Below are 14,566 nucleotides of genomic sequence, written 5' to 3'. Positions count from 1 at the left end.
GAAAGTCCCGTCGGCACTGCGCCGGGCGATCGACCACAGCGGCTCGCCACATGATCTGCAATCTATTGCTAAGCCCGCATTTCGCTGTTAAGTGTGCAGTGAACATATAAGGTGGCGCGATGAGGGCACGGCTACTGACTTGTATCGGCTTGGCGGGGATGTTCGTGTCCATGGCCCAGCCTGTTCTGGCATCGTCAGGCGGGTCCTGCGCCGCGCTGGCGGCCTCGCCGTTCGAGGCGGGTTTCGCCGATCACCCGCAGCGTATTACCGATCTACGCCACGCCATTGCCGTCTGCGAAGACGCCCTGGCAGCCAGCCCCGATGCCGCCGACATTGCGGCCTGGCTGGGCCGCGCCCATGCCGAAGCTTTTGACCACACGGCGGCAATTGCGGCGCTGGAGCGGGCCATGTCCGGCGGACACCCGATCGGCACCGCACTCTATGCGACCTATCTGCTCGACAGCCGCCACCTGACAGCGCAGCCGGAACGCGCTGTGGCGCTGCTCCGGCCGCTGGCCGAAAGCGGCTTGGCGATCGCCCAACATGGCATGGGCCGAGCCTATGATTTCGGTTTTGGCGTGGACGTCGACGCACAACAGGCCGCACATTACTACCGCCTTGCCGCCGACCAGGGCTATTCGCGGGCGCAGGCCGCCCTCGCCTCGCTTTACGAGTTGGGGCTGGGCGTGGAGCAGGATTATGGCCGTTCGCTCCATTGGGCCGAAATGGCGGCAGCGCAGAACGATCCCTATGGGCTCTATCAATTGGCCTGGCTGTACCAGAGCGGGCAGGGCGTGGAGCAGAATTACGCCGAAGCCCTGCGACTTTACCAGCATGGGGCAGATCTGGGCGACCCGTTCGCGGCCAATGAACTGGGGCACTTCTATGCCGAAGGCTTAGGCACGCCGGTCGATATGGTCAGGGCCATCGCCCTGTTCGAACGCGCCGCGGCTTCGGGAGAACCCCTGGCCATCGCCAATCTGGGCCAGATTTATGTCCTCGGTCGCGGCGTGGCCATGGACACCGCCTATGCGGCGAGCCTTTTGCTGCAGGCGTCGGAACTGGGTGAGAAGACGGCGATGACGACGCTTGGTTTTCTCTATTCGCAGGGCGATGGCGTCGCAGAGGACCAGGCCGAAGCGTTCCGATGGACGCAGAAGGCGGCCGATCTGGGCGATCCGATGGCCTGGAACAATCTGGGCAATCACTATGAAAAAGGGCTGGGCGTGCCGCGCGACCTGGGCTTGGCGCGCCAATTTTACCAACAAGCCGTCGATGCCGGAATCCTGTTGGCGCGGAAAGGTCTGGCGGACGTAACCGAACTCGAAAAGCAGGCTCCTTAGCTATCCCCTATCAGGATCAACCAAGATGAAGACAATTCTTCCTGCCCTGCTTCTCAGCACGGCGCTCGCCTTCCCGCAGCCCGCACAGGCCCTCGAGATCCACGCGGATACCGAATTGCAGCTGCTCTGCGGCGTCGGCTATCTGCTGGTATCGGCCGATCCGGCAATGGAAAACACCAAGCAGGAGGAAGCAAGGCTGAGGCAGATGGGCGAAATATTGCTCAACCTTGCCGATGACACCCTCGCCGCGCAAAATGTTTCAACCGCGGAGCGCGAAGAGATCGGCAGGCGCTACACGCTGCAAGTCGATGCCGCCTTCGACAACAATACCGAGCTTGGTTTCGATCCCGACCAATGCGCAGTGCTGGTGGCGGATGCCGAAGCTGCGGCGCTGGATGCCGAAATCGACAAATACATGACCTGCGGCGCCGGTTTCCTCGCCACTGCGAGCGTTAGCCAGGACGCCGGCGACAGCGACACAGCGGCCAAGCTGGAGGCGTTGGGCGAGCAGCTCGCCAATTACGCCGAAGATCTCATGATGGAAGCGGGGTACGGCGACGATGCACGCTTCCAGATCGGACAGCTCTATGGCGAGTCGATTGGCGCCAAGGTGCAGGCGGGCGAAGACTTGAACTACGATTGGGACACGTGCGCGGCCCTCGGCACCTGATCGGATACGAAAAGGCCCGTCATCGGCGGGCCTCTTCGTCTGATGCGCATCAATAAGTATAGGCCACCACAACCAACAGGATACCGGTCGCTGCAAAGATGATGGGCAGCGTCACGAACTGGCCGACCGGCTGTGGCTCGACCGCCAGCGTGGCCTCATTGGGCTGGGCGGGATTGACGCGGGCATTGACAGTCGCGCCTGCGGGATATTGCGTGATGATCTTGTCGGCAACCTGCTGGTCCATCGTCATTGCCGGGCCGAAATGCACCCGTGAGCTGCGATAATCGGCGCCTTCATAGCTGTAGCTATATTCGACCTTGGGCGAATAGCCGATTTCTCTTTCGCCCGGCGAATCGCCCATGAACTCGCTTTCCTGCACTTCGCTTTTGAGGATCAGCGCCGACACTTCGGCCCAGTTGCGCGCCGCATTGGCCTTGCGTCGCCGCCATAGCCCCAAAAACAAAGCCAAGCCGCCAAGGGCGATGATGCCCAGCCCCATTTCTCCGACAATCGGCAAGCGGCCGGAAGATGTGGGTTCCGGCGGCGCAGCGGCGACAATGTCCGCGGCCGATACCGGATCGGCCTGCGGCTTGCAGCTGAACAGAGCCAGGGCAAATTCCTCAGGAATGGGATTGAGCCAGACCACCAATTGCTCGGCCCCACGGGTCGCGAGATAGACCGCGGGCTCGACCACGACGGGTTCGGTCAAGGTCCAGCCCGCCGCCTCATAGCGCCCCAGGATGGCCGTCCTGAACCCTTCGGGGTCTTCCTCGTTTTCCAGGTTCCAGACATTGAATTCCCGTGCCGCACCGCAATGCATGCCCAGATCGGCGGCGCCCTGCTCCAAAAGGCCATGGCGCGGCCCGTCCGGATCATCGGACCAATCATAGGCCGAGACAGGCCATTCGATCCCGGCTAGGGCGGAGCCGCTGTTCAAATCCTGGGCCGAAACGGCCTGGATTGCCCCCCATGCCGCAAGGCATGCCAGAGCCCTGAGGGCTGCCCGTCCCGCTCTTGCCGATCGTCCCCTACCCCCTGATCGTTCCAAGACAACCTCCACCGTCCCAACAAATGTTCAGTGAACATATTTAGACCATGCGCGGGCCGTCAAGACGTGACAGCAAGGCATAATCAGGTCATATCTTGCTCGTTCCGGCGCGTGGCCAGGGCCGGGCGCAGTTCAGGGGCAGACCGCTTGGCAGATTTGCTGATCCCAACACCACCGCTTGCCAATCTGCTCGAACAGGTCGCGCGGCGATTGCATGCGCAGGCGCACGCGCTGGATTTGTTCCCGGCGCAATGGGCGGCCCTGCGCTATATCGCGCGCATGCCGCTGGAATTGCGCACGTCCTCCGATCTCGCCCGCTTCCAGGGGCAGGAACACAGTGCCGTCGCCCGCACCGTGCGCACGCTCGTCCTCAAAGGCTATCTCCAACCCGCCGGACGGGCAGGGCGAGGGCGCGCCACCGCCTTGGAACTGACGCCGCAAGGCGAAGCGCTGCTGCGCCAGGATCCCTTGCTCAAGCTCAGGACGGTGTTCGAGCGCTATGACGGCCCCGAGCGCGAAATCATCGCGCGCTTTCTGGAAGATACCGTGCGGATATTGCATGACGATGAGCCCCGCTAGCGTCGCGACACCAGAACGGCAGACCGATCCTTCCGCGCGGATCGAGCGGCGAAGCATCGTCGTTTTATTGCTGGCAACGCTGCCGCTGCTGGTGGTGCTCGTCTATTGGCTCAACCTGTCGGCGGGGCAAAGATTCGACATTGGCGGCCTTGCCCAGGCCTATGCCGACCCGACCGGAAGCCTGGAACTGGCCGACATCATGGCCCAACCCGACTTCTTCCCGCCGGCAAATGGCAGCGCCGCCAATCTGGGGGTGCGCACCACGCCGGAAACCGCCTTCTGGCTCCGGCTGCCGCTGGCGGCGCTCCGCACCGCCACGCCCTGGCAGGCTTCGGCGCCCTATGTTCTTTCCATGGAAGAGCCGCGCTTCCGCAAGGTCGACCTCTATCTTGTGGATGAAGCCGGCGCCATCAGCGCGCAGCATTTCGCGCGCGATGCCTGGACCGATTATCGCTTTCCCGCTTTCGTACTGGCCGCAGACGCGCTGGCAGGCGAAGTTCTTTATGCCCGCATCACCACCGGCTCGTCCATGCGCGCCACCTTATACCTGTCGTCGGAAGCCAGCTTCGCCGCCAATTATGGCCGCAGCATCGTTGGCCTCTCCGTTCTGTTGGGGCTCATGGCCGCGAGCGCGGCATATCTGCTGCCGCTCGGCATGGCGCTGCGACGCAGCATCTATTTCAGCCTGGGTGCTGCCATGCTGTTTGCGGCCCTCTATGTAGCGAGCGATCAGGCTCTGCTGGAAACCTATCTTCTCCCGGGGGCCGTCGCGCTGTCGCGGTCCGTCTCGCTGTCGTCCACCGTCTTCTTCTATAGCGCGTTTCTGAGTTTCTCCGTCCGCTTCCTGCATATCGGCCGGCAGGGCAGCCGGCTCCGGCGCAATCTGGACGGGCTTGCCCTCGCCCTGGCGCTGCTCGGCATTGCTGCCTTTATCGATGCCCAGGCCGATACCGGCCTGCTGCGCCGGGTGCTCCCCTATATCGGCCTCGCCAGCGGCGCCGTCCTCGCCTTTCTGCTGGTGTTCAGCCTGTTGCGGACGCCGCGCCGCGCCATCCTCTTCACCATCCTGTGGCTGCCGCTATTGGTGACCGGCATCATGCGCATCCAGCTCGATACCCTTATCGGCCAGGCGGCAAGCACGATGGCGCTGAACGGCATTTATTTCGGCCTTGCATTGTCCCTGCTGCTCTTTGCCGTGGTGACGCCCCTCGAGCTCTATCGCTGGGAACTGACCTTGCGGCGGCGCACTCAGGCCCTGCTGGAGCGGCTGGAAAGCTTCGCCCGCATCGGCCGCGACATCTATGTCGAAACCGACGCATCCGGGCGGGTGGTCTATCTGGCTGGCGAGGGCAGCGATGTCGTTTTGGGAGACGACGATGCGCCCGAAAGCATGGCCGCGAGCGGACTTCCCGAGCGGGTGCAAACGGCCTTGACGGCCGCCGCACTTGGGCGCCGGACCTTGCGCAACGACATTGTCCCCGTGGGGGATGCCGAGACGCCGCGCTGGCTCAGCCTCAGTGGCGCTTCCGGCGAGGACGCACAACATTTCCGCGCGATCCTGCGCGACGTCACCGCTGAAATCGAACAGGAGAACCAGCGCCAGCAGGAGCAGCATCTGATCTCGCTGGGCAGCATGGCGGCCACGGTCGCCCATGAAATCAACAATGTGGTCCAGCCGATCGTCAATATGTCCAAGGGGCTGCGCGCCCATGTCGAGGCGGCCCCTGCGGCGCGGCGCATGCTCGATCTCATCGACCTCGCCAGCCAGCAGGCCATCGTGCTGGTGGACCAGATCCTCAAACTCGGCGGCAGCTGGCCCGAGCCGACGGCGACCCGGCGCGATATCGACCTTGCGGTGCAGGACGCTCTCGCCACGCTCCGCCTCACGCTGCCACCGGACCTGCTGATTGAGGCCAGCATCGATACGGTGCCCGGGATCAGCGTACGGGCGGGCGACATCCTGCAAATCCTGATCAATGTCGTCGCCAATGCGCGGCGGGCGCTTGGCGATAGCGGCGCGATCCAGATCGATCTGGCTTCTGCCCCCGGCGGCGCCCTGCTATCGGTCACCGACCATGGCGCGGGCATGAGCGCGGCATTGGCGGCCCGGGCCACCGAGGCCCATGTCAGCACCAAGATCGATGGCCGCGCCTCCGGCATAGGCCTGGTCGTGGTCAAGCGCCTGGTGAGCCAGCATGGCGGCAAACTTACCATTGCCAGCCAGCCGGGCGATGGCACGCGGATCACCATGTTCTTTCCTGCCGACACCGGAAATCTGCCATGACGCCAAGATTATCCATCCTGATCGTCGACGATCACTTCGCAGTGCGCCAATCGCTGGCCATCAGCGTGGCCGCTTCCGGCTGGCATGTCGAAACCGCCGAAAGCGGCGAGGCGGCGCTGCAAATGCTGGCGAGCCGGACATTCGACGTGCTGCTGACCGATCTGTGGATGCCGGGCGTCGATGGCGTCGCGCTGATCAAGGCCTGCCGGCAGTCCCAGCCCGATCTGAAGGTCTTCGGCATGACCGGAGGCGGCCCCGGCATCAGTACCGAGGCCATGCTGACCTTGGCGGAAATCTGGGGCGCAAGGCAGGTTTTTTACAAGCCCTTTGACGATGCGACCTTGATCGCGGCGCTTACCGCACCGAACCCGGCATAGCGCCCATTTGGCCGCCCTGTGTGCCGTCCGGCGCAATTCTTGGACCATTTTGGATCGAGGCCGGCGGGATCGCGGCGGAATGGTGCATCCCGCCCGGCAAGGCACCGATTTCAGCCCGACCGACCTCGGCATTTCTATAGCGGCAGCACTCGTGAATATTTGACTTGCCCAAGTGAAAAGCTGCTCTCGATGGAAGCGACGCCCGCGACTTGGGTCAGCTTTTCGCGCAGGAATTGTTCATAGGTTTCCAGATCGGCACAGACTACGCGCAGCATGAAGTCAAACTGCCCCGTCATCAAATAGCATTCCATGACCTCGGGCCAACGGCTGATGGCGGTGCCGAAGGCGTCCAATTCCTGCGCCCTTTGCCGTTCCAGCTTGATGGAAATGAAAACCGAGACCGGCAGTCCCACCGCCTTCTGGTCCAGTACGGCACTATAGGCCGCAATAATCCCGCTCGCTTCCATCAGCCGGATGCGCCTCAGACAGGGAGAAGCACTAAGGCCCGCTCGTTCGGCTATCGCCTGGACCGTCATGCGCCCATCCTCCTGCAGGGCCCGCAATATCTTACGGTCGATGGCTGTCAGCACAAAATCAGCAGATTTTGCCAATTTTTTAGTCATTTTCTCTTAAATCCTGCGCAAACGCCCGAAATTAGGGTCAGAATAGGCAAGAAACGCCCGGCCGCAAGATGCAAGCTCTCGATGATCATGCACCTATGAACGGATGACGGCAGAATGAACGGGTCGGCGGACAACACACATACCAGCATCGAGGCCCTGACCCGCAAGATTTTGTGGCTCTCCAACTGGATGATCCACCACGCCAACCATATCCGCCCCAATGTCGACGGGGTGAAGGTCGGCGGCCACCAGGCCAGTTCCGCCTCCATGGCCGCGATCATGGCGGCTTTGTATTTTGGCGTGCTCAATCCCGAGGATCGCGTCGCGGTAAAGCCCCATGCCGCCCCGGTATTCCATGCAATCCAATATCTGTTCGGCAAACAGAGTCTGGAAAATCTCAAAAATTTCCGGGCCTTTGGCGGCGCCCAATCCTATCCCAGCCGCACCAAGGATAGCGACGACGTCGATATTTCCACCGGCTCGGTCGGCCTGGGTGTGGCGTTTACCGCCTTCGCCTCCCTGGTCCAGGATTATGTCCGCGCCAAGCCCTGGGCCGATACATCCCGCCCCGAAGGCCGCATGATTGCCCTGGTTGGCGATGCGGAGCTGGACGAGGGCAATGTCTATGAATGCCTGCTCGAGGGCTGGAAGCATGGATTGCGCAATACGTGGTGGATCATCGACTATAATCGACAAAGCCTGGACGGCGTGGTCCGTGAAGGTCTCTACGACCGGATCGAGGCCATTTTTCGCGCCTTCGACTGGAATGTCGTCACCCTCAAATACGGCGCTCTGCAACGCGCGGCGTTTGCCGAACCGGGCGGCGAGCGCCTCAAGGCATGGATCGATGCGGCGCCCAATGCCATCTATTCGGCGCTGATGTTCCGTGGCGGCGCAGCCTGGCGCGAGCGCCTCAACGACGAAATCGGCGACCAGGGGCCGGTGAGCGCCCTGATCGCCCGCCGCAGCGACGCCGAATTGGCCGAGCTGATGGCCAATCTGGGCGGCCATTGCATTCCGAGCCTGCTCGAGCAATTCCGCGCCGCGGGCAGCGACAGGCCCACCGTCTTCATCGCCTATACGGTCAAGGGTTGGTCAACGCCATTGGCGGGCCACAAGGACAACCATGCCGGCCAGATGACGGCTGCACAGATCGACACCCTGCGCGCGGCGATGAATGTCCGGCCCGGCCACGAATGGGACCAGTTCGAGGGTCTTCTCGATCCGGCGGCAATTGCGCGCTTCCTTGCCTACGTACCGTTCAACACATCCGCTTCCCGCCGCCATTCCTCACCGGCAATCGCCACAATCGGCCCGCAATTCGTCGGCACTGGCACGACCTCCACCCAGACGGCGTTCGGCAAGATATTGGATGCGATTGCCAAGACTGACAGCGAACTGGCCCAGCGCATCATCACCACTTCGCCTGACGTCACCGTGTCCACCAATCTGGGCACCTGGGTCAACCGGCGCAATCTGTTTGCCAGCCGCGAAATGGCCGACACGTTCCAGAAGGAAGCCATTCCCAGCGCGCAAAAATGGCGCTTCACCCCTCAGGGCCAGCATCTCGAACTCGGCATCGCCGAAATGAACCTGTTCCTGGCGCTGGGCGCGGCTGGCCTCAGCCATTCCCTGTTCGGGGAGCGCCTCCTGCCCATCGGCACCCTCTATGATCCCTTCATTGCGCGCGGCCTCGATGCCCTGAATTATGCCTGCTACCAGGATGCGCGCTTCCTGCTCGTCGCCACCCCTTCTGGCGTGTCGCTGGCTGGCGAGGGCGGTGCTCACCAGTCGATCGCTTCGCCGCTGATCGGCATGGCGCAGGACGGATTGGCCAGCTTTGAGCCGGCCTTTGCGGACGAATTGTCAATCATCATGGATTGGGCCTTCGACTATATGCAGCGCTCTGGCGATGCGCGCCCGGATCTGGCCGACTGGCCCCGCGACGTCACCGGCGGTTCGGTCTATCTGCGCCTGTCCACCCGCGGCATCGAGCAACCCCCTCGCAACATGGACAAGGATCTGGCCGATTCCATTATTCGCGGTGCCTATTGGCTCAATCCTCCAACACCGCAATGCGAAGTGGTCATCGCCTATCAGGGCGTGCTCGCCAGCGAAGCCATCGAAGCGGCGGCCCGCATCGGCGGCGACAGGCGCAATGTCGCCGTGCTCGCCATCACTTCGGCCGACCGGCTCAATGCGGGCTGGCACGGCGCACAGCGGGCAAGGTTGCACGGCGACGCCAGTGCCACCTGCCATATCGAAACCCTGCTGGCCGACATTCCACACCAGGCCGGTCTCGTCACGGCCATCGACGCCCATCCGGCGACCTTGGGCTGGCTGGGCAGCGTGCGGGGCCATCGCACCATTACTCTCGGCGTCGAGCATTTTGGCCAGACCGGTACCGTGAACGATCTTTATGCGCATTTCGGCATCGATGCCGCCGCCCTTGAAAATGCGGCACGCAGCCTGATCGGTGCACGCCGCCATCAGGCCTAGCCGCCAGAAACCCGCGCCCGGCGCGGGTTTCGTCCAGCATTGGGCATAAGGCGTACAATATTGCGCAAACAAGAGTGGGCTCGCCCGATTGACGCGGGCACCCCCTGAACGCAGGTGTTTCCAATGGCCCGTGTCTGGGCCTTCTTCGAACTGACAAGGGAGTCTTGCAATGCGTGCAATTGTGCTTCGGGAACATGGTGGGCCGGAAAAGCTGACCCTGGCGGATGTCGATACACCGACTCCAGGCGCTGGCGAAGTACTGGTGCGCATTCACGCTGCAGCGCTCAATCCGGTCGACGCCAAGATACGCAATGGTCTGCCGATCGGACCGTCCCTTCCAGCCATTCTGGGTGCAGACATGGCGGGCGTCGTGGAGGCGGTGGGGGCCGATGTTCGCGGCTTTGCCATTGGCGAGGCCGTCTATGGCTGCGTCGGCGGCGTCAAGGGGCTGGGGGGCACACTTGCCAGTCATGTCGCGGCCGACGCTCAATTGCTCGCCAAAATGCCGGCCAATCTCACATTCCGCGAAGCGGCCGCGCTGCCGCTGGTGGCGATTACCGCCGCCAATGTGATGGAGCGGCTTGCCATCGTCCCGGGCGAGAAAGTGCTGGTGCATGGCGGGATCGGCGGCGTGGGCCATATCGCGGTGCAGATGGCCAAGGCGGCAGGCGCTTATGTCGTGACGACGGTGAGCACGCCCGAAGCCGGCGAGGTGGCGCGCGAACTGGGCGCGGATGCTGCCGTTTTGCGATCCACGCCGGTGGCCGATTATGTCGCCGAACATACCGGCGGCAGAGGATTTGACGCCGTTATCGATACGGTGGGCGGGGAGAACCTGTTGCTCTCGTTCGAGGCGACGATGGTGCGTGGCCGCGTTGCGACCACCAATGCCCGGACGACGATCGATCTGGGGCAGATGCACGGCAAGGCGCTGTCTTTGCATGTTATCTTCATGCTGTTGCCTTTGCTGACGGGCCAAGGCCGGGCGGCGCATGGCATTGTCCTGCGGGATGTCGCAGGCCAGGTGGAAGCCGGAAAACTGCGGCCCCTTCTCGATCCGCACCTTTTTGACCTGGAGAGCGCCGCAGAGGCGCATGCATTGCTCGATTCCGGCAAGGGGCGCGGCAAGATCGTCATCGACATCGTCTGACGAACGCAATTCATCTGCAGCAAGGCGATAATCGCGGCGCACCAGCGTCGCGATTGTCGTGCGCAATCGCAGGTCAAGGTGCGAATATCTTGTCTTGGAAATGGGATATCCCGGGATCGGGGGGCATCCCATACAGTTGATTCAGCAAGATTTGAAGGGTGGTTGGGCATTCGCCCAGCGCGCTGGAAGGCACGCAGCCGCTCGTCCTGGTTCGCCCGGCAATGCCGGCCTGATCGCAATTGCGTCGAAGGTTTTGTAGATGTCCGATTTCGATCTCAGTCTGGGCGGTACGATCGTTCTGCCCGATCGTGTCATTGAGAATGGCCATGTGGCGGTGCGTGACGGCAAGGTCGTGCATGTCGGCGAAGGTGCCGCGCCCGCGGCCCGCGAACGCCACGATCTGGGGCGAGCGCTTGTCCTGCCCGGCGCGATCGATGCACAGGTCCATTCCCTGAGCCAGAAGGACCAGGAAGACTTTGTCTGGTCGACCCGTTCCGCGGCGGCCGGTGGTGTTACCACCATCGTCGACATGCCCTATGACGAGGGCAATCTGGTGGCCTCCGCCGAGGCCGTTCGCCGCAAGGTGGCGCATGCCGAACCGCAAGCGCGCGTGGATTTTGCGCTTTACGGCACCATTGTACCCGAAGAGGGGGCGACCCGGATTGCCGAACAGGTCGAGGCAGGCGTCGCCGCGTTCAAATTTTCCACCTTTGGTACTGACCCCGTGCGCTTCCCGCGCATCCCGCCCGCTTTGCTCGAAGAGTGTTTTGCCGCAATTGCGCAGACCGGGCTCACGGCCGGCGTGCACAATGAGGATGACGAGGCGGTCCGTGCAGCCATGGCCAAGGTTCGCGCCTCGGGTATTTCCGATTACCGGGCCCACGCACTGAGCCGGCCGCCACTCACCGAATTGCTGGCCTCGCTGCAAATCTACGAAACCGGTGCCGCAACGGGATGTCCTGCCCACGTGGTGCATTGTTCGCTGAGTCGCGGCTATGACATCGCGCGGAGCTATCGCGATCAGGGATTCAACGCCACCATAGAGTGTTGCATTCACTATCTGACCCTCGACGAAGAGCATGACGTGGCGCGGCTTGGCGGCAAAGCCAAGATCAACCCCCCTGTCCGCTCCCGTGCCGAAGTCGAAAAGCTCTGGGACCATGTGCGACGGGGCAATGTCACCATGGTTTCGACAGACCATGTGAGCTGGTCTGAGAACCGCAAGACCGATCCGGACATGCTGGCCAATGCCTCCGGCGTGCCGGGGCTGGAAGTCATGTTGCCATTATTCGTCAAGGGTGCGTTGGCGCGCGACATTCCACTGAGCTGGGCAGCCAGGTTGATGGCGGAAAATCCGGCGCGCCATTTCCGCCTCGGGCGCAAGGGTGCGCTTTCTATTGGCAAGGATGCCGACATTGCCGTGCTGTTTGCGCGCCCCCAGCGCTATGACGCGGCCGCAAGCGGGCACAACGTGGTCGGCTGGTCTCCCTATAATGGTATCGAGCTGCCCTGGACGGTCGGGTTGACCTATTTGCGTGGGCAGCAGGTGTTTGACGGCACCCATGTAGCGGGGCCCGGTACCGGGCGGTTCGTGCGGCCGGGCGAGCTGGCATGATCGACCGGAAACCGTCGCCCGGGCTTGATCCCGCACGGACCAATTCCGCGATCCGCGCCGAGCGCATCGGCGCCGATATCGACGCCTTGGCAGCCTTGACCGAGGCGGGCCGGCCATGGACGCGGCGGGCCTTTACGCCGATATTTCTCGAAGGTCGCAAATGGCTGGAACAGGCCATGCGCGATGCGGGCGCCGAAACGCGGATCGATGCGGCCGGCAATCTGATCGGCAAAATTGCCGGAAAGCGCCCGGATCTCGGCTCGATCATGGTCGGTTCGCATTCCGACACCGTGCCCGATGGCGGCCGCTTTGACGGTATTGCCGGCATCGTGGCGGGTCTGGAACTTGCCCGGGCCCTACGCGATCAAGGGATCGAGCTGGATCATGCTCTCGAGATCGTCGACTTTCTCGCGGAGGAAGTTTCGATCTTTGGCGTCTCCTGCATCGGCAGCCGGGGAATGAGCGCAACGCGGCCGGCGGAATGGCTCGCGCGCCACAATGGCGAGCTGACGCTGGAAGAGGCGATTTCCACGGTCGGAGGCAATCCTCACGAATCGGCTCGGCGCGACGATATCAGCGCTTTCCTCGAGCTGCATATCGAACAGGGGCCGGTCTTGCAGGATCAGGCGCTCGATATCGGCGTGGTGACGGCGATTGCCGGGATTACGCGCATCGAGATCGTGGTGCAGGGCCGGGAGGACCATGCCGGCACGACGCCGATGCAATCGCGCAAGGATGCATTGACGACGGCGGCCCGGATCGCGATCAGCGTCGAGGCGCTGGGCCGGGCCTTGGCCGGGGGCGCGCATCACTTTGCTGCAACTGTCGGTGAATTCGAAATGACGCCGAACGCAGCCAATGTGGTGCCGGCGCATGTGCGTCTGCTCATCGATGCCCGCGCCGAGCGCCGCGCGGACATGGACCACTTCATCGACGGGCTGGAGCGCGCGGTGGCAGAAATTTCTGCTGCAACCGGGGTGCCTGCCGGCCCCCCGCACATCCTTTCCGACAACCACCCGACACCCGGCGATCCCGATTTGCTCGATGTGCTTGATGCTGCTTGCGACACCGCGGGAGCGCGGCATCGTCGCATGGCCTCGGGCGCGGGGCACGATACGGCCTGGATGGCACGCATCACCAAGGCTGCGATGATTTTCGTGCCCTGCCTGGATGGCCGCAGCCATACCCCGGACGAATTTGCCACCAACCAGGACATCGCGCTGGGCGCGTCGGTCCTGCTGGATGCCGTTGTGGCATTAGACAGAAAACTGCAGGAGATCGGTTGATGGGCCGTATTTTGACTGAAAAAGACGTCGAAGCCGCGGTCAAGGGTGGATCGGTATATGCGGCTGGCGGCGGTGGTTGGGCGGATCACGGCAGGACGCTCGGCTATGCCGCAGTCAGCGTTGGCAAGCCTGAACTGGTGAGCGTGGATGAACTGGATGGCGATGACTGGGTGGCTACGGCCGCAGCCATCGGCGCGCCGGCTTCAACCACGCCCTGGGAAATGCAGGGCATCGACTACGTCAAGGCGGTTTCGCTGTTGCAGGACGCGCTGGGCGAAAAGCTCAGCGCCCTGATGATCGGACAGAACGGCAAATCCTCAACGCTCAACGGCTGGTTGCCGTCGGCCATATTGGGCATCAAGGTGCTCGATGCGGTCGGCGACGTGCGTGCTCATCCCACCGGGGATATGGGGTCCATCGGCATGGCGGGCTCGCCCTTGCCGATGATCCAGACCGCCGTGGGCGGCAATCGCGACGAAAATCGCTATATTGAACTGGTGGTCAAGGGGGCGACCGCCAGGGTGTCGCCGGTGCTGCGCGCTGCTGCCGACCAGTCGGGTGGTTTCATCGCCTCCTGTCGCAATCCGCTGCGCGCCAGCTATGTGCGCCGGCACGCAGCTCTGGGGGGCATTTCGTTGGCCCTGGACCTGGGGGAGGCCATTTTGGCAGCAGAAAAGCGTGGCGGCACGGCGGTGATCGATGCCATCGTCAAGGCGACCGGCGGCACAATCCTGACACAGGGCCGGGTACAGGCCAAGGACGTGATCTATACCCAGGAAGCCTTCGATATCGGCACCGTCACCCTCGGTATGGGCACCAGGGCGGCGACCCTGCATGTGATGAACGAATATATGGCAGTGGACGATGCCGATGGTCGTCGGGTCGCGACTTTCCCCGATGTAATCACCACGCTCGACGCCGAAGGCCAGCCGCTTTCCGTCGGAGAATTGCGCGAGGGCATGGACATTTTTGTTCTGCACGTGCCCAAATCCATTATTCCGCTCAGTGCAAGCGTGCTTGACCCGACCGTCTATCCCTTCGTCGAAGACCGAATGGGGATCGACCTTAAAACCTATGCCCTGGGCTAGTCCC

The 14,566-nt window shown here is 63.1% G+C and carries 12 protein-coding genes; 10 read left to right on the top strand and 2 right to left on the bottom strand.

The window, feature by feature from the left end; all coding sequences use genetic code 11:
* The first annotated feature begins 170 nt into the window (after positions 1 to 170).
* Both H0482_RS07215 and H0482_RS07210 read left to right on the top strand, forming a co-directional pair.
* Positions 171 to 1,343: an SEL1-like repeat protein gene (locus H0482_RS07215; RefSeq protein ID WP_193729371.1), complete on the top strand. Its 1,173-nt coding sequence runs from the start codon at positions 171 to 173 to the stop codon at positions 1,341 to 1,343.
* A 25-nt stretch (positions 1,344 to 1,368) separates the two neighbouring features.
* Entirely contained in the window at positions 1,369 to 2,013 is a 645-nt protein-coding gene (locus tag H0482_RS07210; RefSeq protein WP_193729370.1) for a hypothetical protein, read from the top strand.
* A 49-nt stretch (positions 2,014 to 2,062) separates the two neighbouring features.
* Here H0482_RS07210 and H0482_RS07205 read toward each other — a convergent pair whose 3' ends face one another.
* Complete coding sequence (locus H0482_RS07205; RefSeq protein WP_193729369.1) at positions 2,063 to 2,950, bottom strand: DUF3592 domain-containing protein; 888 nt, start codon at positions 2,948 to 2,950, stop codon at positions 2,063 to 2,065.
* Between the two features lie 258 nt (positions 2,951 to 3,208).
* On the opposite strand from H0482_RS07205, the gene H0482_RS07200 reads away from it, so the two are divergent.
* The 3 genes from H0482_RS07200 to H0482_RS07190 are packed head-to-tail and all read left to right on the top strand — an operon-like array spanning position 3,209 to position 6,301.
* Positions 3,209 to 3,640 carry a MarR family winged helix-turn-helix transcriptional regulator gene (locus tag H0482_RS07200; RefSeq protein WP_193729368.1) on the top strand — a complete coding sequence of 144 codons (432 nt, stop codon included), beginning with the start codon at positions 3,209 to 3,211 and terminating at the stop codon, positions 3,638 to 3,640.
* Positions 3,621 to 5,924, top strand: a complete 2,304-nt coding sequence (locus H0482_RS07195; protein WP_193729367.1) for a sensor histidine kinase — start codon at positions 3,621 to 3,623, stop codon at positions 5,922 to 5,924. Before H0482_RS07200 ends, H0482_RS07195 begins: the two co-directional genes overlap by 20 nt.
* Complete coding sequence (locus tag H0482_RS07190; RefSeq protein ID WP_193729366.1) at positions 5,921 to 6,301, top strand: response regulator; 381 nt, start codon at positions 5,921 to 5,923, stop codon at positions 6,299 to 6,301. Before H0482_RS07195 ends, H0482_RS07190 begins: the two co-directional genes overlap by 4 nt.
* Before the next feature lie 134 nt (positions 6,302 to 6,435).
* Here the strand turns inward: H0482_RS07190 and H0482_RS07185 are convergent, their stop codons facing one another.
* Complete coding sequence (locus H0482_RS07185) at positions 6,436 to 6,924, bottom strand: Lrp/AsnC family transcriptional regulator (protein WP_193729365.1); 489 nt, start codon at positions 6,922 to 6,924, stop codon at positions 6,436 to 6,438.
* 114 nt (positions 6,925 to 7,038) lie between these two features.
* On the opposite strand from H0482_RS07185, the gene H0482_RS07180 reads away from it, so the two are divergent.
* From H0482_RS07180 to H0482_RS07160, 5 genes are all read left to right on the top strand, one after another.
* Positions 7,039 to 9,423 carry a transketolase gene (locus H0482_RS07180; protein ID WP_193729364.1) on the top strand — a complete coding sequence of 795 codons (2,385 nt, stop codon included), beginning with the start codon at positions 7,039 to 7,041 and terminating at the stop codon, positions 9,421 to 9,423.
* A gap of 169 nt (positions 9,424 to 9,592) precedes the next feature.
* On the top strand, positions 9,593 to 10,573 hold the full coding sequence (locus H0482_RS07175; RefSeq protein WP_193729363.1) for a zinc-binding dehydrogenase: 981 nt from the start codon (positions 9,593 to 9,595) through the stop codon (positions 10,571 to 10,573).
* A gap of 259 nt (positions 10,574 to 10,832) precedes the next feature.
* Positions 10,833 to 12,188, top strand: a complete 1,356-nt coding sequence (locus H0482_RS07170) for a dihydroorotase (RefSeq protein WP_193729362.1) — start codon at positions 10,833 to 10,835, stop codon at positions 12,186 to 12,188.
* Entirely contained in the window at positions 12,185 to 13,474 is a 1,290-nt protein-coding gene (locus tag H0482_RS07165) for a Zn-dependent hydrolase (protein ID WP_193729361.1), read from the top strand. Before H0482_RS07170 ends, H0482_RS07165 begins: the two co-directional genes overlap by 4 nt.
* A complete protein-coding gene (locus H0482_RS07160; RefSeq protein ID WP_193729360.1) occupies positions 13,474 to 14,562 on the top strand; it encodes a DUF917 domain-containing protein in 1,089 nt (362 codons plus the stop codon). The genes H0482_RS07165 and H0482_RS07160 overlap by 1 nt, the downstream gene beginning before the upstream one ends.
* Positions 14,563 to 14,566: the final 4 nt, after the last annotated feature.

This window comes from Devosia faecipullorum (assembly GCF_015158295.1).
GTDB lineage: Bacteria > Pseudomonadota > Alphaproteobacteria > Rhizobiales > Devosiaceae > Devosia > Devosia faecipullorum.
The sequence above is the reverse complement of the archived record's forward strand: the minus strand, read 5'-3'. Positions and strand labels throughout refer to the sequence as shown.